We start from the raw sequence: 18,102 nt of genomic DNA on the forward strand, positions 1-18,102 counted from the left end.
GTAGCTCATGGGATCGGGATATAAATGCCGCACTGAATATTCTTGCGCTCGGACATGAGCGTCTCGCAGGAGGAATCCCCGTCCTTTAGGTCGGGGAGGATGTCAAGATTTTACAACGATATTTGTTTTGAGTTTCTTTACAATAACGACTTTATTTTAACTAGGTAAATGCAATGGCGCTGTGGCGATCCACCTTTATTGTCAGTTCTATGACCATGTTGTCTCGGGTCTTAGGACTCGTACGAGATATGGTGTTGTTAAATGTTTTTGGTGCAGGTAAGGATTTTGATACCTTTGTTGTTGCATTTCGCATCCCCAATTTTTTTCGGCGATTATTCGCTGAAGGAGCTTTTTCACAAGCCTTTATTCCTGTTTTAACTGAATATAAAACTACAAAACTACATGCCGAAGTACAGATTTTAATTAGCCGTGTTTTTGGTTGTTTATTAACGGTTATGTCATTATTGACGCTATTTTCTATGATTGCGGCACCTGTGATTTTGTATATTTATGCACCTGGTTTCCATGATGATCCTGCTAAATTTGACTTAGCTGTTGATATGTTTCGTTTAACGATTCCATATTTGATGTTTATGTCACTGACAGCATTTGCCAGCAGTATTTTAAATAGTTACGGTTCATTTGCATCACCTGCATTTTCACCTGTACTGTTAAATGTTGCAATGATCGCAGGGGCATGGTGGCTTGCTCCACATATGGCTGAACCCATCATGGCACTGGGTTGGGCTGTGGTTGCAGCAGGCATTTTACAACTTGCCATTCAAATTCCTGAATTGTGGCGTAAAAAATTATTGATTCCACCAAAAGTTGATTTTAAACATGAAGGTGTGGAACGCATTTTAAAATTAATGTTGCCTGCTTTGTTTGGTGTTTCGGTCACGCAAATTAATTTATTACTCAATACCATTTGGGCATCTTTTATGCAGGATGGTTCAGTGTCTTGGTTATACAGTGCCGAGCGCATGACAGAGCTACCATTAGGTTTAATTGGTGTCGCGATCGGTACTGTCATTTTACCGTCTTTGTCGATGAGTAAAGCTGAACAAGACCAAGAAAAATTTAGAAAAATGCTAGATTGGGCAGCCCGTGTCATTGTTTTAGTGGGTGTACCTGCAAGTATTGCACTGTTTATGCTGTCTACGCCGATTATTCAAGCGCTTTTCCAACATGGTGCTTTTGATGTACGTGATACACAAATGACGGCTATGGCGTTGCAATGTATGAGTGCAGGGGTATTGGCATTTATGTTGATTAAAGTCTTTGCACCTGGTTTTTATGCGATTCAAGATACAAAGACGCCTGTACGTGTTGGTTTAATGGCCGTTGCAGCGAATGCAATTTTAAACGTGATCTTTATTGGTATTTTTAAACTGATTGATTGGCATGCTGAGCATATGGCACTTGCCATTGCATCTTCAGGTTCTGCATTGGTGAATGCAGGTATGCTGTATTTCTATTTGCATAAACGCAATATTTTCCGTTTTGGTGCACATTGGAAAAAATTATTTGTACAATTTTTCATTGCTAATATCAGCATGATTGCTGTGCTGTGGTATGCATTAACTTGGTATGATGGTAGTGCTGCGCAGTGGATTCGTATATTTGAAGTAGTTGGATTGTGTGTCGTCGGTGTGTTGGCCTATGCGATTGGTTTAGTGGCAAGCGGATTTAGACCACGTCATTTAAAACATTGATTTAATTTGTTAAATTTAGAATTAAACCTATAACTTAATCCCTAAGTTATAGGTTTTTTTATGGTTAATTATTTTACTTTGAGTAATTCGATATCAAAAATCAATGTACTGTTAGGTGGAATCGTTCCTGGTACACCATCTTGACCGTATGCAAGTTTTGCGGGGATATACAGCGTTGCTTTACTGCCAGTATTTAACAATTGTAGACCTTCAGTCCAACCCTCTATCACTTGATTTAATGGAAATTCAATTGCCTTACCACGCGCATAAGAGCTATCAAACACTGTTCCATCTAAAAGTTGACCTTTGTAATGTGTGGTTACTATAGACGCTGGCGTGGGTTTTTTACCTGTCCCTTGGTAAAGGATCTTATATTGTAAACCTGAAGCCGTGGTGATTACCCCTTGTGTTTTGGCATTTTCCTTTAAAAACAGAGATTCTTTCGCGCTATTATTTGTCGCTTCTTGCAGATGTTGGGTTGTTAATGTTTTTTGAAACTCATGATATGCTGTTTGTAATTCTTCTTCAGTATATGCGTTGGCTTTCTGTGCTTTTTGATCACGAACGCCTTGAATAAATGGTTCAATCGCCACTTCCTGAGGAGATTGAGAGGCCACTTCATAACCAAGTGCGTAGCTGATTTTATCAAGTGCAGATGCAGCAAAAACAGCTGATTGAGATAATATAAGTGTTGAAAAAATTATGGTTTTGTTAAGCATGTTTGACCTTTGAATAAAAAGAGAGCTAAAAAGCTCTCAAAATATAAATAAAAAATTAAGGTAAAATTTTTAATAATTCAACATCAAAAATCAGGGTACTGTTCGGGCCTATGCTATCGCCTGCCCCCATATCCCCATATGCTAATTTTGCAGGAATAAAGAAGCGATATTTCGAACCTTCTTGCATCAGTTGTAAACCTTCCGTCCAGCCCGAAATGACTTGGCTGACTTGAAAATCAACAGGTTGCCCACGTGCAATTGAGCTATCAAAAACCGTACCATCGAGTAAACGTCCTTCATAATTAACGGATACTTTGGATGTCACAGTCGGTTTTTTTCCTTGACCTGTTTGTACAATTTGATATTGCAAACCTGATTTTGTGGTCATAATGCCTGATTTTTTTGCATTTTCAGCTAAAAAAGCTTCACCAAGTTTGCCATTTTCTTGTGCTGTTTGTTGAAATGCTATGAGCTGTTTGGCTTCACTTTGTTGTTTATACTGTGCTAAAGCCTTCGCCATTTCTTCATCGGTTAAACTGGTTTTTTGTCCAAGCGCACCTTGCTGTAAGCCTTGTAAAAAAGCCTCTGGATGAATATCTTTTAAAATATCGGCATACGTTTTACCCATAGCATAACCATAGCTATAGCTAAATTGATCTTTTTGTGGGCTTTTATTATTAACAGTTGCAGCGTGACTATGACTTACTGCCATTAAAATGCTTAACCCTAAAATTATTTTCTTCATCATATACATCCAAAAAGGAGAGCAGATGCTCTCCTTATTTTTATTTTACTTTAATTAATTCAACATCAAAAATTAAGGTACTGTTTGGAGGAATAGCACCAGGGAAACCTTGTTCACCATAAGCCAATTTAGATGGAATATATAAGGTCGCTTTTCCACCTTCTTTCATTAATTGTAAACCTTCAGCCCAACCTGGAATCACTTGATTTAGTGGGAATTCAGTAGGTTTATTACGATCATATGAACTGTCAAAGACTTTACCATCAAGAAGTTGACCCTTGTAGTGGACAGTAACAACAGAATTGGCAGAGGGTGCTTTACCATCACCTTGTTTAGTGATTTTGTATTGTAGACCAGAAGCAGTGGTTTTAATCCCTTCTTTTTTCGCATTTTCCGCTAAGAAATTATCACTTTTAGATACTGCTTCTTTTGAGTCAGCGATTTGTTTCGTCTGCATTTCTTTTTGGAATTCAATATACGCAGCTTGTAATTCTTCATCAGTGAAGATGCGTTCTTTTTTCGCATGTGCATCACGGATCCCTGTAATAAATGTATCTACATCAACTTCAGGTGGCGTTTGGCTGGCAACTTCATAGCCTAAAGCATAGCTGATTTTTTCGACAGGTTTTGCTGATTTGGAGATAGAACTTGCATTTACATCCACAGGATGTTGTGTTGCATAGTAAACAGGAACAAGTGCAGCACCGCCTAATAATACAGCAACAGCGATGGGTAAGGCTTTACTCATGGTCTTTCCTAAAATTTTTATCGTGCAAAAAGCTAAATATTTTAAATGATAGCTTGAACTCTCAAAGCATATAACGTCTTACTCTGAAACGATATACTTATTCAATGAAATCAACGAAAAATATACAGGGATTTCCCAAAAAAAATCCAGATCATAGATCTGGATTTTTCGACATTCAATTAACTTAATCATCTTTATGTGAGGTATAGCTATAAGCATAGTTATAGCCGTAGCTGCTACTACCTGATGCACGGTTAATATCATTTAAGATAATACCGTTGACTTTACTACCCGCTTGTTCAAAACGTGTAAGCGTTATTTCAAGCTCTTTCATTTGAGTTTTAGCATAACGAGCGACAACTAAGTTCACACCTGCATATTGTGAAATGATAATACCATCAGTCACCGCCAATACAGGTGGTGTATCCAAAATGATATGATCATATTGTTGAGACAGTTGTTCAAGTAATGTTTTAAATTGACTTGAAGCTAACATTTCAGATGGATTGCTCTGGTTTTTACCACGCGCAATAAAATCTAAATTTGGCACTTGGGTTTTAAAAATGGTTTGTTCTAGTGAACTTTGATTGTTTAAAAGTTCAGTCAAACCAGGGGAAGTCTCACGAGAAAAATATTTGTGTAAATACCCACGACGAATATCGGCATCAATTAACAAGACGCGTTTATTACTCTGTGCAAAAATAGTCGCCAAGTTTGTCGAAATAAATGATTTACCGACTTCAGGTGCAGGACCGGATACCGCAATGATATTATTTTTGGCATTTGCTAGAGAAAAGTGAATCGTGGTACGAATACTACGTAAACTTTCAATGGCAATATCATCACTGTTTTTCACTGCAAGAATAGGAATCGATTTTTTCTTCTTGAGAATTTGAATACGACTTTCTTGTACAGGAGAACGTGGAACCGTCGCATAAACAGGAAGATCTAACTCATTTTCAATTTGCGCTGAGTCTTTAATGCCTGTATGCATGAGATTACGTAATAACGCAATTAATACGCCAACAAAACCACCCACAAAAATAGAGAGAATGAGAATAATGAGTTTACGTGGCTTAATAGGTTCAATCGGTTCAGCAGCTGTATCAATGATACGAACATTACCAATTTCACCTGCTTCAGCAATCTTTAATTGTTGGTAGTTATTAAGTAAAGAAGTATATAGTTCGCTGTTGACTTTCACATCACGATACAATTGCAAATACAGACGTTGTGTTTCAGGTAAACGTTTTAACGCTTGATTGAGTTCGCCAGCTTTTTTATCAATAGTTGCCAATTGAGCATTGATTTCAGCCATTAACGGATGACTAGCGGTATATTTTGCAGAAAGTTCAGCTTGTTTCTGCTTTAATTCAATACGTGTTTTTTCGAGTTCAATATTTTGTTTGAGCATTAACTCAGATTCTTGCGTAACATCAATTGTATTGTATTGTTCACGGAATTTATTGAACTTAATTTCAGACTCTTCAAGCTGTTGTTTGAGCTCAGGTAGTTGTTTATCTAAAAATTTTAAAGTTTGTTTCGACTCTAAAGTTTTACGCTCAATATTTTGTGCATGATATACATGTAAAATATTATTTAGAACTTCAGTAATATGTTGTTTGTCTTGACCTTGATAATTAAGCCCGATGACACCTGTAAGCTTACCTTTTTCTGCTACAGAATAATCAGCATTTAAAGATGTGACAGCAGCAGGTAAGGATTGTTTAACAATGGTGAAAGTTTGCTTAAAAGGTGCTTTGCTCTCAATCTCAATTGACCATGAACCATAACGATCAATATTTTGATTCAGTTGATTTAACTTCCCAGTAAAAATAACTTGTTCTTTCTCTATATCTATCAGTTTAAATTGATTCGGTGTCGTTAAATCTAAGCTGAGTGCTTTATTTTGATAAAAAGCAGGCACATTGAATTGTTTAATTAAAAAGCTGGATTGATTCTTTTGATAAAAAACACCATCTTTACGATAATCTAAAAGGATTTCATCTTTATTGAATAAACGGTGGAGTTTACCATCCTCATCATCTTGAATTTGGATATTGAGATTTAAATCCTGAATCACAGTTCCTAAAACCATACGAGATTTTAAGATTTCAATTTCAGCTTGAGCGGGAGATTTTTGCTCAACAACAGACGATAAATCACCTAAAAGTGCAGCGGCACCTGCCCCTTTACTTTCTTCAACTTGTACCAGTGCATCGGTAGAATAGGTGTTCGGCGTGACACGCAGGTATAATAAAGCACAAATTAGGCTCAGAATTACACAAAGGGCAATCACTTTCCACTGCGCAATTAAGGAAAAAAATAACTCTTTTAAGTCGATGGTATCATCATTCGTTTTTGAATTTTGGTTCATATGACTGCAACTAATTAAAATTTAAAGATGTGATTGCCAATCAGTGACATAACGTTGAATATTATCGCATGTCTCTATAAAAAATGCTTGATCATGTTTATAGGGGTCAGGCACATTGATATTTTGCCAATGTCCAAGCAAAAACACTTTGCCTTTTGCAAAAGGCCAAGTTTGCTCAATATGTTTTTGCTGCTTGTGACTCATGACCAAGATAAGATCCGACTTCTTAATCAGTTGAGCATTGATCTGTTTGGCAACATGCCCACGCATATCAATGTTTTTGTTGTCCATACATGCGATGGCCTTATCATCAGCGGTGTGTCCGACCATCGCTGAAAGGCCAGCAGATTCTATATGTAATTGAGGATGCGCATTTTTCAAAAAATACTCAGCCATTGGACTTCTACAAATATTACCCACACATACGACAAGAATATTTTGGATTTGCATTATTGCCCTAACCGATCAATATTATATAAAGCATTTGAGAATGGAATGATTTGATTAATAACACGTTGCCAACGGGTTAATCCAGTTGCATCGACATAAACAATATCATTTTTTTGCATGGCAAATTGGTTGGCTAATGCAAAATTACCAAAGCTACTTAAATCTAATTGATAGACAGTTGAGCCTTTAGTATTAAGGTCTGTACGCATCACATAAATACGTGCAGCACTAGCTGAGTTTGGATTAATCCCACCACTTTCACCCAATACATCACTTAAAGTCATCCCTTGATCACGTAAATTTACTGCTTGCGTACGGGTAGATTCACCTAATACATAAAGTTTCTGATCTTGTTTAGTATTTACAAATAAAGTGTCATTCGGTTGAATGAGTAGATTATGTAAAGATAAGCCTTGTTTCTCAAGTGCAATGGTATTTAGATTATAGGTTTGACCATGACGGATCAGTTGAATATTGGTATTGTCACCTGTTTGAGAATTAATCCCGCCTGCTTGACCTAATGCTGTATAAACACTGATGGGTTGATCGTTTAAAGTATATTGACCACTTTTCATCACTTGCCCGTTGACAAAATATCGTTTTCCTTCATAGGAAAGTACACGTACAACGACATCAGGCGTTTTTAAATATTTGGCAAATAAGCTACGCATTTCTTTATTAATCTGCGTTAGGGTTTTGCCTTCAGCACGATACGTACCAATCAGTGGCGCTTGAATATACCCATTTTGATCAATACGGTAACCGTTTGCGAGTACAGACGTATCGTTGGTCATTTGAGTCACAGGAGGGGTGATTTCGGGATATGCCCACAGTTGAATCGACAGAACATCACCAGGACTGAGACGATAGACTTTATTTTGATTTTGGAACAAAGTATATAAATTTTGGGATTGAATATCAGTTGTATTTAAAATACTCGGTAAAGTGCTTTGTGTTAGCTGAACAACATTAAGAGCTGCACCTTGATCCGTTTGATATTGTCCTTGTTCAGGCACATCATAAGTTTGCAGACCAGAAGTCATAGCACAACCAGTAAATAAAAACGAAACTGCTAAAAAAAGTGAGGTGTGAGCATACTTCACATTCAAAACCCTTAATTGTATTAAATTGTAACTTGGAGTGACCTTATGGGTCGAATTGTATTCTATTACAAGTTAAATTCCTACTAGACTTGTTTAGCATAAATATAATTAATACATAAAATGAATCGTTTTGGTTAAAAACATGTAATTTCAGTTAATATTTACAAGCTTTTCATTTAGAATGAAACTCTATTTTATCTAATAAACTGGACTCAAAACCAGTCTCAGGATTTTAAAAGCATGTTTCAGATTGAACAACTAAAGATAGCAATAATTGGATTAGGCTATGTCGGTTTACCATTAGCAGTAGAGTTCGGGAAAAAAACCTCTGTGATTGGTTTTGATATTTATCAAAAACGTATTGATGAGTTGAAAAGTGGTCAAGATCATACTTTAGAAGTCAGCCCAGAAGAGTTAAAAACAGCACAACATCTTTCTTATAGTGCTGATTTAGAAGACTTAAAAAGCGCAAATTTTTATATTGTCACCGTTCCAACACCAATTGACCATGTGAATCGTCCAGATTTAACACCATTGCAAAAAGCAAGTGAAACACTTGGTAAAGTGATTTCCAAGGGTGATATTGTTGTTTATGAATCAACTGTATATCCAGGCGCAACAGAAGAAGTTTGTGTTCCAGTTTTAGAAAAATTTTCAGGTTTAAAATTTAACGAAGATTTTTTTGTGGGCTATAGTCCAGAACGTATTAATCCAGGTGATAAAGTTAATACACTAACTAAAATTAAGAAAATTACCAGTGGTAGTACACCAGAAGTTGCAGATCTCGTAGATCGTGTTTATTTAAGTATTATTACTGCTGGAACACATAAAGCATCAAGTATTAAAGTAGCTGAAGCAGCTAAAGTGATTGAAAATACACAACGTGATTTAAATATTGCTTTGGTTAATGAATTGTCTGTTATTTTTGATCGTATCGGTATTGATACTGTCGATGTATTAGAAGCAGCAGGAAGTAAGTGGAATTTTCTACCTTTCCGTCCAGGTTTAGTGGGGGGTCACTGTATTGGTGTAGATCCGTACTATTTAACACATAAAGCAGAAGAAGTTGGATATCATCCACAAGTCATTCTTGCAGGTCGTCGTATTAACGACAATATGGCACGTTATGTTGCTCGTAATACCATCAAACATATGCTGCAAAATGGTATTGATGTGCCTCGTGCAAAAGTAGGTGTTTTGGGCATAACTTTTAAAGAAAATTGTCCAGATATTCGTAATAGTAAAGTGTCTGATTTAGTCAAAGAATTAGAACTTTGGGGAGCACAAGTTGTTGTTGCTGATCCATGGGCTGATGCTGAAGAAGTAAAACATGAATATGGTGTTGATCTTCAGGTTATTGATGAAGACAATCCTGTAGATAGCTTGATTGTAGCTGTTGGACATAATGAATTCCGCACATTGACAGCTGAGCAGTTACGTCGTTTAGTACGTACAGAAAAACCTGTTTTGTCTGATGTGAAAAGTTTGTTTGATCGTGATGAAATGGTCGCACAAGGTTTTACTGTTTTCCGCCTTTAATTTTAATGATCGAAAGAAAGAAGTATATAGAATGAAAAAGTTTGCTCTTATCGGTGCAGCAGGATATATCGCACCTCGCCATCTTAAAGCGATTAAAGAAACAGGTAATACTTTAGCTGTTGCAATGGATATTAACGATTCAGTTGGAATCATGGACAGCCATTTTCCTGAAGCAGAGTTCTTTACAGAGTTTGAAGAATTTGAAGCCTATGTGGAAGACCAAAAATTAAAAGGTGAAAAGCTCGATTACGTTGCAATTTGTTCACCAAACTACTTACATGCGCCTCACATGAAATATGCCTTGAAAAATGGTATAGATGTCATCTGTGAAAAACCATTGGTATTAAGTTCAGAAGATTTAAACTTATTATCTGAATACGAAAAACAATATGGTGCAAAAGTAAACTCAATTTTACAGTTACGCTTACATCCTTCGATTATTGCTTTACGTGATAAAGTACAGTCAGCGCCCGAAGGTAAAATTTTTGATGTTGACTTAACGTATTTAACTTCGCGTGGTAAATGGTACTTAAAATCATGGAAAGGCGTTGATAATAAATCAGGTGGTGTTGCAACCAATATCGGTGTGCATTTCTATGATATGTTGCACTTTATTTTTGGCAAAATTGTGAAGAATGAAGTCCATCACCGTGATGAAAAAACAGCTTCTGGTTATTTAGAATATGAACGTGCTCGTGTACGTTGGTTCTTGTCTATCGATGCAAATAACTTACCTGAAAATGCAGTTCAGGGTGAAAAATTAACTTATCGTAGCATTACCATTGAAAATGAAGAGCTTGAGTTCTCAGGTGGTTTCACCGATCTTCATACACAAAGCTATCAACGTATTTTAGAAGGCAAAGGCTACGGTGTTGAAGAAAACCGTGCTGCAATTGAAACAGTTGAAGTGATCCGTGTGGCACCATTAGTAGAAAATCCTACAAATCCACACCCATTATTAGCGAAAGTAAAAAAATAATCAGGGATTCTATTATGAGTTTTTATCAACATGAAAGTGCGATTGTTGATGAAGGCGCGCAAATTGGAAATGATTCTCGAGTTTGGCATTTTGTTCACGTATGTGGCGGTGCCAAAATTGGGCAAGGCGTGTCTTTAGGGCAAAACGTATTTGTAGGAAACAAAGTTATTATTGGTGATCATTGTAAAGTTCAAAACAATGTTTCAGTTTATGATAATGTGACTTTGGAAGAAGGAGTTTTTTGTGGACCAAGTATGGTATTCACAAATGTATATAACCCTCGTTCTCTTATTGAGCGCAAAGATCAATATCGCAATACTTTAGTGAAAAAAGGCGCGACTTTAGGTGCAAACTGTACCATCGTGTGCGGTGTGACTATCGGTGAATATTCTTTTGTAGGCGCTGGTGCTGTCATTAATAAAGATGTACCTGCATATGCATTAATGGTGGGTGTGCCTGCAAAACAAATTGGCTGGATGAGTGAATTTGGTGAGCAATTGGCATTGCCAATCACAGGTCAGGCAGAAGTAGTATGCTCACATACTGGTGCAATTTACCGTTTGGATGGTCAGGTTGTGACCAAGCAGCAGGCTTAAAATGATTGAATTTATTGATTTAAAAGCACAACAAACTCGTCTAAAAGATAAAATTGAAGCGGGTATTCAAAATGTATTAACACATGGTCAATATATTCTTGGACCTGAAGTAAAAGAGTTGGAAGAGAAGCTTGCAGCTTATGTCGGTGCAAAATATTGCATTACTTGTGCAAATGGTACCGATGCTTTACAGATCGTGCAAATGGCATTTGGTATTGGTCCTGGTGATGAAGTAATCACACCTGGGTTTACTTATATTGCGACAGCGGAAACAGTTGCAGTATTGGGTGCAACGCCTGTATATGTTGATGTTAATCCAAAAACATATAATTTAGATATTGAAAAGTTGGAAGCGGCGATTACTCCGCGTACTAAAGCCATTATTCCTGTAAGTTTATATGGGCAATGTGCTGATTTTGATGCTATTAATGCAATTGCTGAAAAGTATAATCTACCTGTGATCGAAGATGCTGCGCAAAGTTTTGGTGCAACATATAAAGGTCGTAAGAGTTGTAATTTAAGTACAGTAGCATGTACAAGCTTTTTCCCAAGTAAACCTTTGGGTTGCTATGGAGATGGTGGTGCTATTTTTACCAATGATGATGAGCTTGCAAAAGTTATTCGTCAAATTGCACGTCATGGTCAAGATCGTCGTTACCATCATATTCGTGTGGGTATGAACAGTCGTTTAGATACGTTACAAGCTGCAATTTTACTGCCAAAACTTGAAATTTTGGATGATGAAATGCAAGCACGTCAACGTGTTGCTGAAACATATACACGACTTTTCAATGAGGCGGGAATCTCAACCACTCCATATATTGAAGAACACAATCAAAGTGCATGGGCGCAATATACCATTCAAGTGGAAAATCGTGATGAAGTTCAGGAAAAGCTAAAAGCACAAGGTATTCCGACGGCTGTACATTATCCAATTCCATTGAATAAGCAGCCTGCAGTAGCAAATGATGCTGTTTTACCTGTAGGTGATGCAATTGCTGAGTGTGTAATGAGTTTGCCAATGCATCCTTATTTGACACTTGAAGCACAAGAAAAAATTGTTAATTGTTTAAGTAGTTAATTCATGAATATTCAGCTCCCTCATATTTTGATTATCCCATCATGGTATCCATATGATTCAAAAGATATAAGAGGGAGCTTTTTTCGTGAACAAGCAATAGCTTTACAAAAATATAGTTTGAAAGTTGGCGTAATTTCTCCTTTAAGTCGATCATTAAAGGACATTAATGGAGTATTTAAGAAAAAATATGGTTTAGATTTATGCTTAGATAATGGAGTAAAGACATATAGATATCATTCAGTTGTATTTACTCCTAAATTTTATTCTTTAATACGTAAACAATGGATATCGAAAGGTTTAAAATTATTCCACAGATATGTAAAAGATAATGGTAAACCAGATGTGATTCATGTGCATTCTATGACTAATGGTGCATATTTAGCATATGAAATTTTTAAACAATATCAAATACCTTATGTTATAACTGAACATAGCAGTCATTTTTTTTCAGATTCAGTAGATATTAATGAAATAAATAGTCTTAAGGAAATTGTAAAAGAATCAAGTTCATGTATTGCTGTTAGTCAAGCATTTGCTGATAAGTTAAATTATTTGTTTAATGAGAATAAATGGTTTTATTTACCAAATATTGTTAATGATAAGTTTTTAATGCACGAACTTTATGATTCTCAGCAGTGTGACTTTTCATTTATTAGTGTATGTATGTTAAATAAGAATAAAAATGTTGATTTAATTATTAATGCTTTTCATAAGGTTTTAAAGAGTAATATAAATGCTAAATTGAAAATAGTAGGCGATGGACCGCAAAGAGAGAAATTAGAGAGTTTAGTTGAAAATTTAAATATAAAAGAAAACGTAAGTTTCTTAGGGCTATTGAATAGAGAAGATGTAATAAAAGAAATTAATACGTCAAGCGCATTATTAGTCGCTAGTGACATTGAAACATTTAGTGTTGTACTTGTTGAAGCATTGGCTTTAGGAAAGCCTGTTATATCTACTAAATGTGGAGGACCTGAATCTATTATAAGTCCAGAAGTTGGTTATTTGGTGGAAAAAAATAATATAGATGAATATGTAGAAGCTATGCTAGCAGTTTATCATAATAAATTAAGTCTATTTACAGCATCTAATATTAGAAGATATTGTATAGATAATTTTAGTGAAGCCGCTGTAGTTAGTGAACTTATAAAAATTTATAGTATGGTAAAAAGATGAATCTAAAAAAGGTTATGGGCTATGCTTTAGGTCCATTTGGAGCTGCTGCTTTAGGATTTATAAGTTTACCTGTAATGGCATGGTTCTTTTCGACTGAAGATATAGGTCGGATTTCTATGTTACAGATTTTTTCGACATTTTCGATTTTATTTTTTTGTTTGGGTCTAGATCAAGCATATGTCCGAGAATTTCATGAAAGTGATGACAAGGAATCTCTTTTTAAAAGTTGCTTTTTGCCAGGATTTACTTTTTGCTTAATATTTTTTTTAATTTTATTTATTTTTAATTCAAAAATAATATCTATAGCTTTATATGGTATAGATAGCATATATATAAGCTGTCTATCTATTATTTGTTTTTTATTTGCTTTTATTATAAGATTTTTAGGTTTAATTTTGAGGATGCAGGATAGAGCTTTTTTGTATTCTATCAGTCAGATTACACCTAAAGTTTTTTTTATAAATTTTATATTCGCAATATATATATTTAATTTAGATAAAAATTTTAAAAATTTAATAATAGGTCAAGTACTATCACTTTTTTTCTGTGTTTTGATTTTATTATGGAATAATAAAGATACGCTGATCGAAATTTTAAAAACGAATTTTGATGTAGTTAAGTTTAAGAGAGTAATTAAATTTGGTTCTCCTCTTATTATAGGTGGACTTGCATCATGGGGTCTTAATGTTACAGATAAGTTAATGCTTAAAAATTTAGCAGATTTTAATGAATTAGGATTGTACTCCATGGCATTTAGTATCGCAGGTGTGGCAACTATCTTTGCTGGAGTATTTAATACTATTTGGTCACCTATGGTTTTTAAATGGGTTAGTAGTGGAAATGTAAACTATCCTAAAATATGTGATATACAAGAATATACTTTATGTGGAGTATATTTTTTAATTGTATTATCAGGTCTTTTTTCTTGGTTAATTATGTTTTTTTTACCAGAAAATTACTATATTGTGCAATATATAATTACAAGTTGTTTATTAGTTCCATTTTTTTACACACTTTCTGAAGTAAGTTCAGTTGGCATTGCTATTTCTAGAAAAACATTTTTTTCAATGTATGCATCTTTTATAGCTTTAATACTGAGTATATCATTTAATTATTTTTTAATTCCTTTACTAGGTGCAGCTGGTGCATCGATTGCTTCAAGTATTGCATTTTGGCTTTTTTTAATATTACGGACAGAGTTCTCTAATAGATGTTGGGAGAAGTTCAAAACAAAGAAATTATACCTAGTAACATCAATGTTACTATGTACAGCAGTATTAAACTCATTGCAATTCCTTACTGATTTTGAAATGAAAATAATATGGATTTTTTTGTTAATTTTTGGTTTTTTTATTTTTAAAATACCATTGAGACAAGGTTTTAAGGCTATTAAATAAAGTAGGATAGATAAGTTTTTATTTTAGCTATTGAGTGTTTTTATGTATATTTTTTTAATTAAGAGGTTGGTATGGTTGGATTTTTAAGTCTCAAAAAATTATCGTATCTATCATTTTTTTTAATTGTAACTTTAATTTTTTTTAGTGGGTTTAGTATATTACCTACACTTATTTCTAATATATTTTTATTTTCTTCTATTATTTTAATTGTTATTTCAGTTTTATATGTTTTGGTGAAGCATGAGGTGGATGTTAAGGAACTTATTTTTATTTTTATTTTTATTTTGCCAGTAACTATTAGTTATGTCTATAATATTAATAGTTATCCTAATTTAAATAGATTTATTTTATTTTCTTTTTTTTATCCGTTGTTATTTATATTTTTTAAATATATTGTCGGGAATTTTAGTTTAAATAAAGTTATTTTACCTTTCTTGGTTTGCTCAGTGATTGTGGTTGTTTTATCATCAATTTCTAGTTTTGGTCTATATGAGTTCAATATTTATGATAAAAATACTGAAACACTTGAAACTTTTAAAGATTTAAGTGGTAGTGGTCGATTGTTTGCGATGACTGGAATATATTTAAATCAAAATACATTTGCACCAATTTTAATTGTTGGTTTTTTTACTTTTTTACTTTTTATTTTAAATGACTTAAGTGTCTTTAAAAAGAATGTTATTATAGTGCTTGCTATTTTGAATTTAATTATGTTTGTTTTGACTTTGGCAAGAGGTCCGATATTTGCTTTATTAGTGTCGATGATTCTTTTTTTTATTTTATCTAAAATTAATTTTTCAATTAAAATAATATCATTTTTATTTTTATTTTTATTTTTATTTTTATTTTATCAATCGGATTACTGGGATATTTTTTATACAAGGGTTGACTCTGCTGGTTTAACATATAGAGATGTTATATGGGCAGATGCGATAAAAAACTTTTTTGAAAAACCATATTTTGGACTTGGTTTTGGTAATTACCGTTTTTTTGATGGACAGGCAGCATTTAGTACCCATAATTTATATCTATTTTTTCTAGTTTCATTGGGTATTGTTGGTTCATTAGGTATATTTATATTTATATTTATCTTATTGGTGAATTCAATATATAATATTTTTATGGAAAGTAAAAAACAAAATTTACTTTTGTTTTCATGTTTTATTTTAACTTGTTTAATACAACAATCTTTTGAAGTTATTCTTGATACACCATTTAATCCATTATCTTTGTTTTTCATACTTTCAAGTGTATTTATTTTAAGAAATAAAAAGTTTAGTAAAGAGTGGTAATTATGAATATAGTACATTTGACATCAGTTCATCAACGAAATGATATCCGAATATTTATGAAACAATGTACATCATTAGCTCAGCGATTTAATGTAACTCTTATAGTTGCAGATGGGTTAGGTGATTCTAATGCAAATAATGTAAATATTATTGATATTGGTAAACCAAATGGAAGATTAAATCGGATGTTTGCACTTACTAAATTAATTTATAATAAAGCAATAGAATTAGATGCTGACTTGTATCATTTACATGATCCTGAACTTTTACCAGTTGCATTAAAATTGAAAAGAAAAGGTAAGAAAGTTATTTTTGATGCTCATGAAGACTTTCCTAAACAAGTTTTAACTAAACCCTATCTAAATAAACACTTAGCAAAAATTATTTCATTTTCTATGAAGTATTATGAACATTATGTTTGTTCAAAGTTGGATTTAATCGTTACAGCAACTCCAGCTATTTGTCAGAAATTTTCTAATTTTTGTAAAAATGTGATTGATATTAATAATTATCCATTGTTGGGTGAGCTTCAGCCTTTGGATAAGGACTGGATTACTATTAAAAATGAAATTGCTTATGTGGGAGGGATTTCTAAGATTAGAGGAATTCAAGAAAGTGTAAATGCATTAGCTTTATTAAAGACTAACACTCAATTAAACTTAGTTGGTAAATTTTCGGAAACTGCCACCTATGAGAATGTAAAAAATAGTAAAGGATGGAACTCTGTTAATGAGTTAGGACAGTTAAATCGAGAGCAAGTTCGAGATGTTTTACAAAGATCTATAGCTGGATTAGTAACCTTTTTACCAGTACCTAATCATATTGATGCACAGCCTAATAAAATGTTTGAATATATGAGTGCTGGTATACCAGTCATTGGTGCCAATTATCCATTATGGCAAAGTATTATTGAAGGGAATCAATGTGGAATATGTGTAAATCCTGAAGACCCCAAGGAAATAGCAAATGCAATTGATCGTTTGGTATTAGACAAAAAGCTTGCAGAAGAAATGGGAAAAAATGGAATAAATGCAGTAAATACAAAGTATAATTGGAAAATTGAAGAGTCTAAATTAATTAAAGTTTATCAAGAGTTATTAGGTGAAGTATGAAAATATTAACAGTGATTGGCGCACGCCCACAATTTATTAAGGCAAGTGTTGTATCAGCAGCTATTGAAAAAAGCTCAAATTTAGAAGAAAAAATTATTCATACAGGTCAGCATTTTGATGCGAATATGTCTAATATTTTCTTTGATCAATTAGGTATTCCAAAACCACACTATCAATTAGATATTAATAGTGGTAGTCATGGCTCAATGACTGGACGTATGTTAGAAGAAATTGAAAAAATTTGCCTAACTGAACAACCTGATCGTTTAATGGTATATGGTGATACCAATTCAACTTTAGCAGGTGCGCTGGCTGCTTCAAAACTTCATATTCCTGTTGCGCATATTGAGGCAGGATTACGTAGTTTTAATATGCGCATGCCTGAAGAAATTAACCGTATTTTAACGGATCAAGTCAGTGATATCTTATTTTGCCCAACAGATACAGCAGTAAAAAATTTAAATAATGAAGGTTTTGCCAATAAACCAGTACAAGTATTGAATGTTGGTGATGTGATGCAAGATTCATCAATGTTTTTTGCTGAACGAGCAGTCAAAGGTGAAGCATTAAATCACGTACCTGATACTGATTTTATTGTCGCGACGCTACATCGAGCAGAAAACACAGATGATCCTGTGCGTTTAAAGGCAATTATAGATGCTTTAAACTATATTCATAAAAATATTTTACCAGTTGTTTTACCATTACACCCACGTACTCAAAAGGTTGTTAAGTCTTTAGGTCTAACTTTAGAAATGCTTGTGTTAGAACCTGTTGGATATTTGGAAATGATTTGGTTGTTGAAGCATTGTAGTGCTGTAGTTTCAGATAGTGGTGGTGTACAAAAAGAAGCATTTTTCTTTAAAAAACCATGTATTACAATGAGAGATCAAACAGAATGGGTTGAGCTTATTGAACATGGTGTCAATGTCTTGGCTGGTGCTGATACTCAAAAAATTATTGAGTTGACACAAGCAATGTTAGGTAAATTGATCGAAGATCCTTCTAACTTATATGGTGGCGGTCAAGCTTCACAAAATATTGTTCATGTCCTTGAGAAGAACTAAAGAATT

The 18,102-nt window shown here is 33.9% G+C and carries 16 protein-coding genes and 1 pseudogene; 11 read left to right on the forward strand and 6 right to left on the reverse strand.

Annotated elements, in window-relative coordinates; translation table 11 throughout:
• Nucleotides 1-89 (forward strand): annotated as a pseudogene (locus HX129_RS12415) (RNA-guided endonuclease TnpB family protein); the annotation flags it as partial.
• Nucleotides 90-173: 84 nt separating this feature from the next.
• Nucleotides 174-1,715, forward strand: coding sequence for a murein biosynthesis integral membrane protein MurJ (gene murJ, locus HX129_RS12420; protein WP_111860649.1), 1,542 nt, complete (start codon nucleotides 174-176; stop codon nucleotides 1,713-1,715).
• Between the two features lie 68 nt (nucleotides 1,716-1,783).
• On the opposite strand, the gene bamJ (HX129_RS12425) is transcribed toward murJ, so the two are convergent.
• From bamJ (HX129_RS12425) to HX129_RS12450, 6 genes are all read right to left on the reverse strand, one after another.
• Nucleotides 1,784-2,434 carry a BamJ family beta-barrel-assembly machinery protein gene (bamJ, locus tag HX129_RS12425; protein WP_353622018.1) on the reverse strand — a complete coding sequence of 217 codons (651 nt, stop codon included), beginning with the start codon at nucleotides 2,432-2,434 and terminating at the stop codon, nucleotides 1,784-1,786.
• Nucleotides 2,435-2,489: 55 nt separating this feature from the next.
• The gene (gene bamJ, locus HX129_RS12430; RefSeq protein WP_111860651.1) at nucleotides 2,490-3,179 is read right to left on the reverse strand and encodes a BamJ family beta-barrel-assembly machinery protein; all 690 of its coding nucleotides are present in this window, start codon (nucleotides 3,177-3,179) and stop codon (nucleotides 2,490-2,492) included.
• Nucleotides 3,180-3,219: 40 nt separating this feature from the next.
• Nucleotides 3,220-3,927, reverse strand: coding sequence for a BamJ family beta-barrel-assembly machinery protein (gene bamJ, locus HX129_RS12435; RefSeq protein ID WP_111860652.1), 708 nt, complete (start codon nucleotides 3,925-3,927; stop codon nucleotides 3,220-3,222).
• A 184-nt stretch (nucleotides 3,928-4,111) separates the two neighbouring features.
• Nucleotides 4,112-6,304: a polysaccharide biosynthesis tyrosine autokinase gene (locus tag HX129_RS12440; RefSeq protein WP_286436212.1), complete on the reverse strand. Its 2,193-nt coding sequence runs from the start codon at nucleotides 6,302-6,304 to the stop codon at nucleotides 4,112-4,114.
• 21 nt (nucleotides 6,305-6,325) lie between these two features.
• Complete coding sequence (locus HX129_RS12445) at nucleotides 6,326-6,754, reverse strand: low molecular weight protein-tyrosine-phosphatase (protein ID WP_111860654.1); 429 nt, start codon at nucleotides 6,752-6,754, stop codon at nucleotides 6,326-6,328.
• Nucleotides 6,754-7,857 carry a polysaccharide biosynthesis/export family protein gene (locus tag HX129_RS12450; RefSeq protein ID WP_286436213.1) on the reverse strand — a complete coding sequence of 368 codons (1,104 nt, stop codon included), beginning with the start codon at nucleotides 7,855-7,857 and terminating at the stop codon, nucleotides 6,754-6,756. Before HX129_RS12450 ends, HX129_RS12445 begins: the two co-directional genes overlap by 1 nt.
• 240 nt (nucleotides 7,858-8,097) lie before the next feature.
• Between HX129_RS12450 and tviB the strand changes: the two genes are divergently transcribed.
• The 9 genes from tviB to wecB all read left to right on the forward strand — a co-directional run bounded on the left by tviB (nucleotide 8,098) and on the right by wecB (nucleotide 18,096).
• Nucleotides 8,098-9,396 carry a Vi polysaccharide biosynthesis UDP-N-acetylglucosamine C-6 dehydrogenase TviB gene (tviB, locus tag HX129_RS12455; RefSeq protein WP_286436214.1) on the forward strand — a complete coding sequence of 433 codons (1,299 nt, stop codon included), beginning with the start codon at nucleotides 8,098-8,100 and terminating at the stop codon, nucleotides 9,394-9,396.
• Nucleotides 9,397-9,427: 31 nt separating this feature from the next.
• Entirely contained in the window at nucleotides 9,428-10,375 is a 948-nt protein-coding gene (locus HX129_RS12460; RefSeq protein WP_107008963.1) for a Gfo/Idh/MocA family protein, read from the forward strand.
• Nucleotides 10,376-10,389: 14 nt separating this feature from the next.
• Nucleotides 10,390-10,971: a UDP-2-acetamido-3-amino-2,3-dideoxy-D-glucuronate N-acetyltransferase gene (wbpD, locus tag HX129_RS12465; protein WP_286436216.1), complete on the forward strand. Its 582-nt coding sequence runs from the start codon at nucleotides 10,390-10,392 to the stop codon at nucleotides 10,969-10,971.
• Nucleotide 10,972: 1 nt separating this feature from the next.
• Nucleotides 10,973-12,052: a DegT/DnrJ/EryC1/StrS family aminotransferase gene (locus HX129_RS12470; RefSeq protein WP_286436217.1), complete on the forward strand. Its 1,080-nt coding sequence runs from the start codon at nucleotides 10,973-10,975 to the stop codon at nucleotides 12,050-12,052.
• A 3-nt stretch (nucleotides 12,053-12,055) separates the two neighbouring features.
• Nucleotides 12,056-13,228, forward strand: coding sequence for a glycosyltransferase (locus HX129_RS12475; RefSeq protein WP_286436218.1), 1,173 nt, complete (start codon nucleotides 12,056-12,058; stop codon nucleotides 13,226-13,228).
• Nucleotides 13,225-14,625: a lipopolysaccharide biosynthesis protein gene (locus HX129_RS12480; RefSeq protein WP_286436220.1), complete on the forward strand. Its 1,401-nt coding sequence runs from the start codon at nucleotides 13,225-13,227 to the stop codon at nucleotides 14,623-14,625. The genes HX129_RS12475 and HX129_RS12480 overlap by 4 nt, the downstream gene beginning before the upstream one ends.
• Before the next feature lie 71 nt (nucleotides 14,626-14,696).
• Entirely contained in the window at nucleotides 14,697-15,917 is a 1,221-nt protein-coding gene (locus HX129_RS12485; protein ID WP_286436222.1) for an O-antigen ligase family protein, read from the forward strand.
• Between the two features lie 2 nt (nucleotides 15,918-15,919).
• Nucleotides 15,920-17,029: a glycosyltransferase family 4 protein gene (locus HX129_RS12490; RefSeq protein ID WP_286436224.1), complete on the forward strand. Its 1,110-nt coding sequence runs from the start codon at nucleotides 15,920-15,922 to the stop codon at nucleotides 17,027-17,029.
• Entirely contained in the window at nucleotides 17,026-18,096 is a 1,071-nt protein-coding gene (gene wecB, locus HX129_RS12495; protein WP_286436227.1) for a non-hydrolyzing UDP-N-acetylglucosamine 2-epimerase, read from the forward strand. Before HX129_RS12490 ends, wecB begins: the two co-directional genes overlap by 4 nt.
• Nucleotides 18,097-18,102 lie beyond the last annotated feature (6 nt).

This window comes from Acinetobacter sp. 251-1, from assembly GCF_030329305.1.
GTDB classification, from domain to species: Bacteria; Pseudomonadota; Gammaproteobacteria; order Pseudomonadales; family Moraxellaceae; genus Acinetobacter; species Acinetobacter piscicola_A.

What these genes read in the sequence shown, in the direction of transcription:
- HX129_RS12440 (WP_286436212.1), bottom strand. Translation starts at nt 6,304, where the DNA reads ATGAACCAAAATTCAAAAACGAATGATGATACCATCGACTTAAAAGAG.
- bamJ (WP_111860651.1), bottom strand. Translation starts at nt 3,179, where the DNA reads ATGAAGAAAATAATTTTAGGGTTAAGCATTTTAATGGCAGTAAGTCAT.
- HX129_RS12445 (WP_111860654.1), bottom strand. Translation starts at nt 6,754, where the DNA reads ATGCAAATCCAAAATATTCTTGTCGTATGTGTGGGTAATATTTGTAGA.
- wecB (WP_286436227.1), top strand. Translation starts at nt 17,026, where the DNA reads ATGAAAATATTAACAGTGATTGGCGCACGCCCACAATTTATTAAGGCA.
- tviB (WP_286436214.1), top strand. Translation starts at nt 8,098, where the DNA reads ATGTTTCAGATTGAACAACTAAAGATAGCAATAATTGGATTAGGCTAT.
- wbpD (WP_286436216.1), top strand. Translation starts at nt 10,390, where the DNA reads ATGAGTTTTTATCAACATGAAAGTGCGATTGTTGATGAAGGCGCGCAA.
- HX129_RS12470 (WP_286436217.1), top strand. Translation starts at nt 10,973, where the DNA reads ATGATTGAATTTATTGATTTAAAAGCACAACAAACTCGTCTAAAAGAT.
- HX129_RS12485 (WP_286436222.1), top strand. Translation starts at nt 14,697, where the DNA reads ATGGTTGGATTTTTAAGTCTCAAAAAATTATCGTATCTATCATTTTTT.
- HX129_RS12460 (WP_107008963.1), top strand. Translation starts at nt 9,428, where the DNA reads ATGAAAAAGTTTGCTCTTATCGGTGCAGCAGGATATATCGCACCTCGC.
- bamJ (WP_353622018.1), bottom strand. Translation starts at nt 2,434, where the DNA reads ATGCTTAACAAAACCATAATTTTTTCAACACTTATATTATCTCAATCA.
- HX129_RS12475 (WP_286436218.1), top strand. Translation starts at nt 12,056, where the DNA reads ATGAATATTCAGCTCCCTCATATTTTGATTATCCCATCATGGTATCCA.
- HX129_RS12490 (WP_286436224.1), top strand. Translation starts at nt 15,920, where the DNA reads ATGAATATAGTACATTTGACATCAGTTCATCAACGAAATGATATCCGA.
- murJ (WP_111860649.1), top strand. Translation starts at nt 174, where the DNA reads ATGGCGCTGTGGCGATCCACCTTTATTGTCAGTTCTATGACCATGTTG.
- bamJ (WP_111860652.1), bottom strand. Translation starts at nt 3,927, where the DNA reads ATGAGTAAAGCCTTACCCATCGCTGTTGCTGTATTATTAGGCGGTGCT.
- HX129_RS12480 (WP_286436220.1), top strand. Translation starts at nt 13,225, where the DNA reads ATGAATCTAAAAAAGGTTATGGGCTATGCTTTAGGTCCATTTGGAGCT.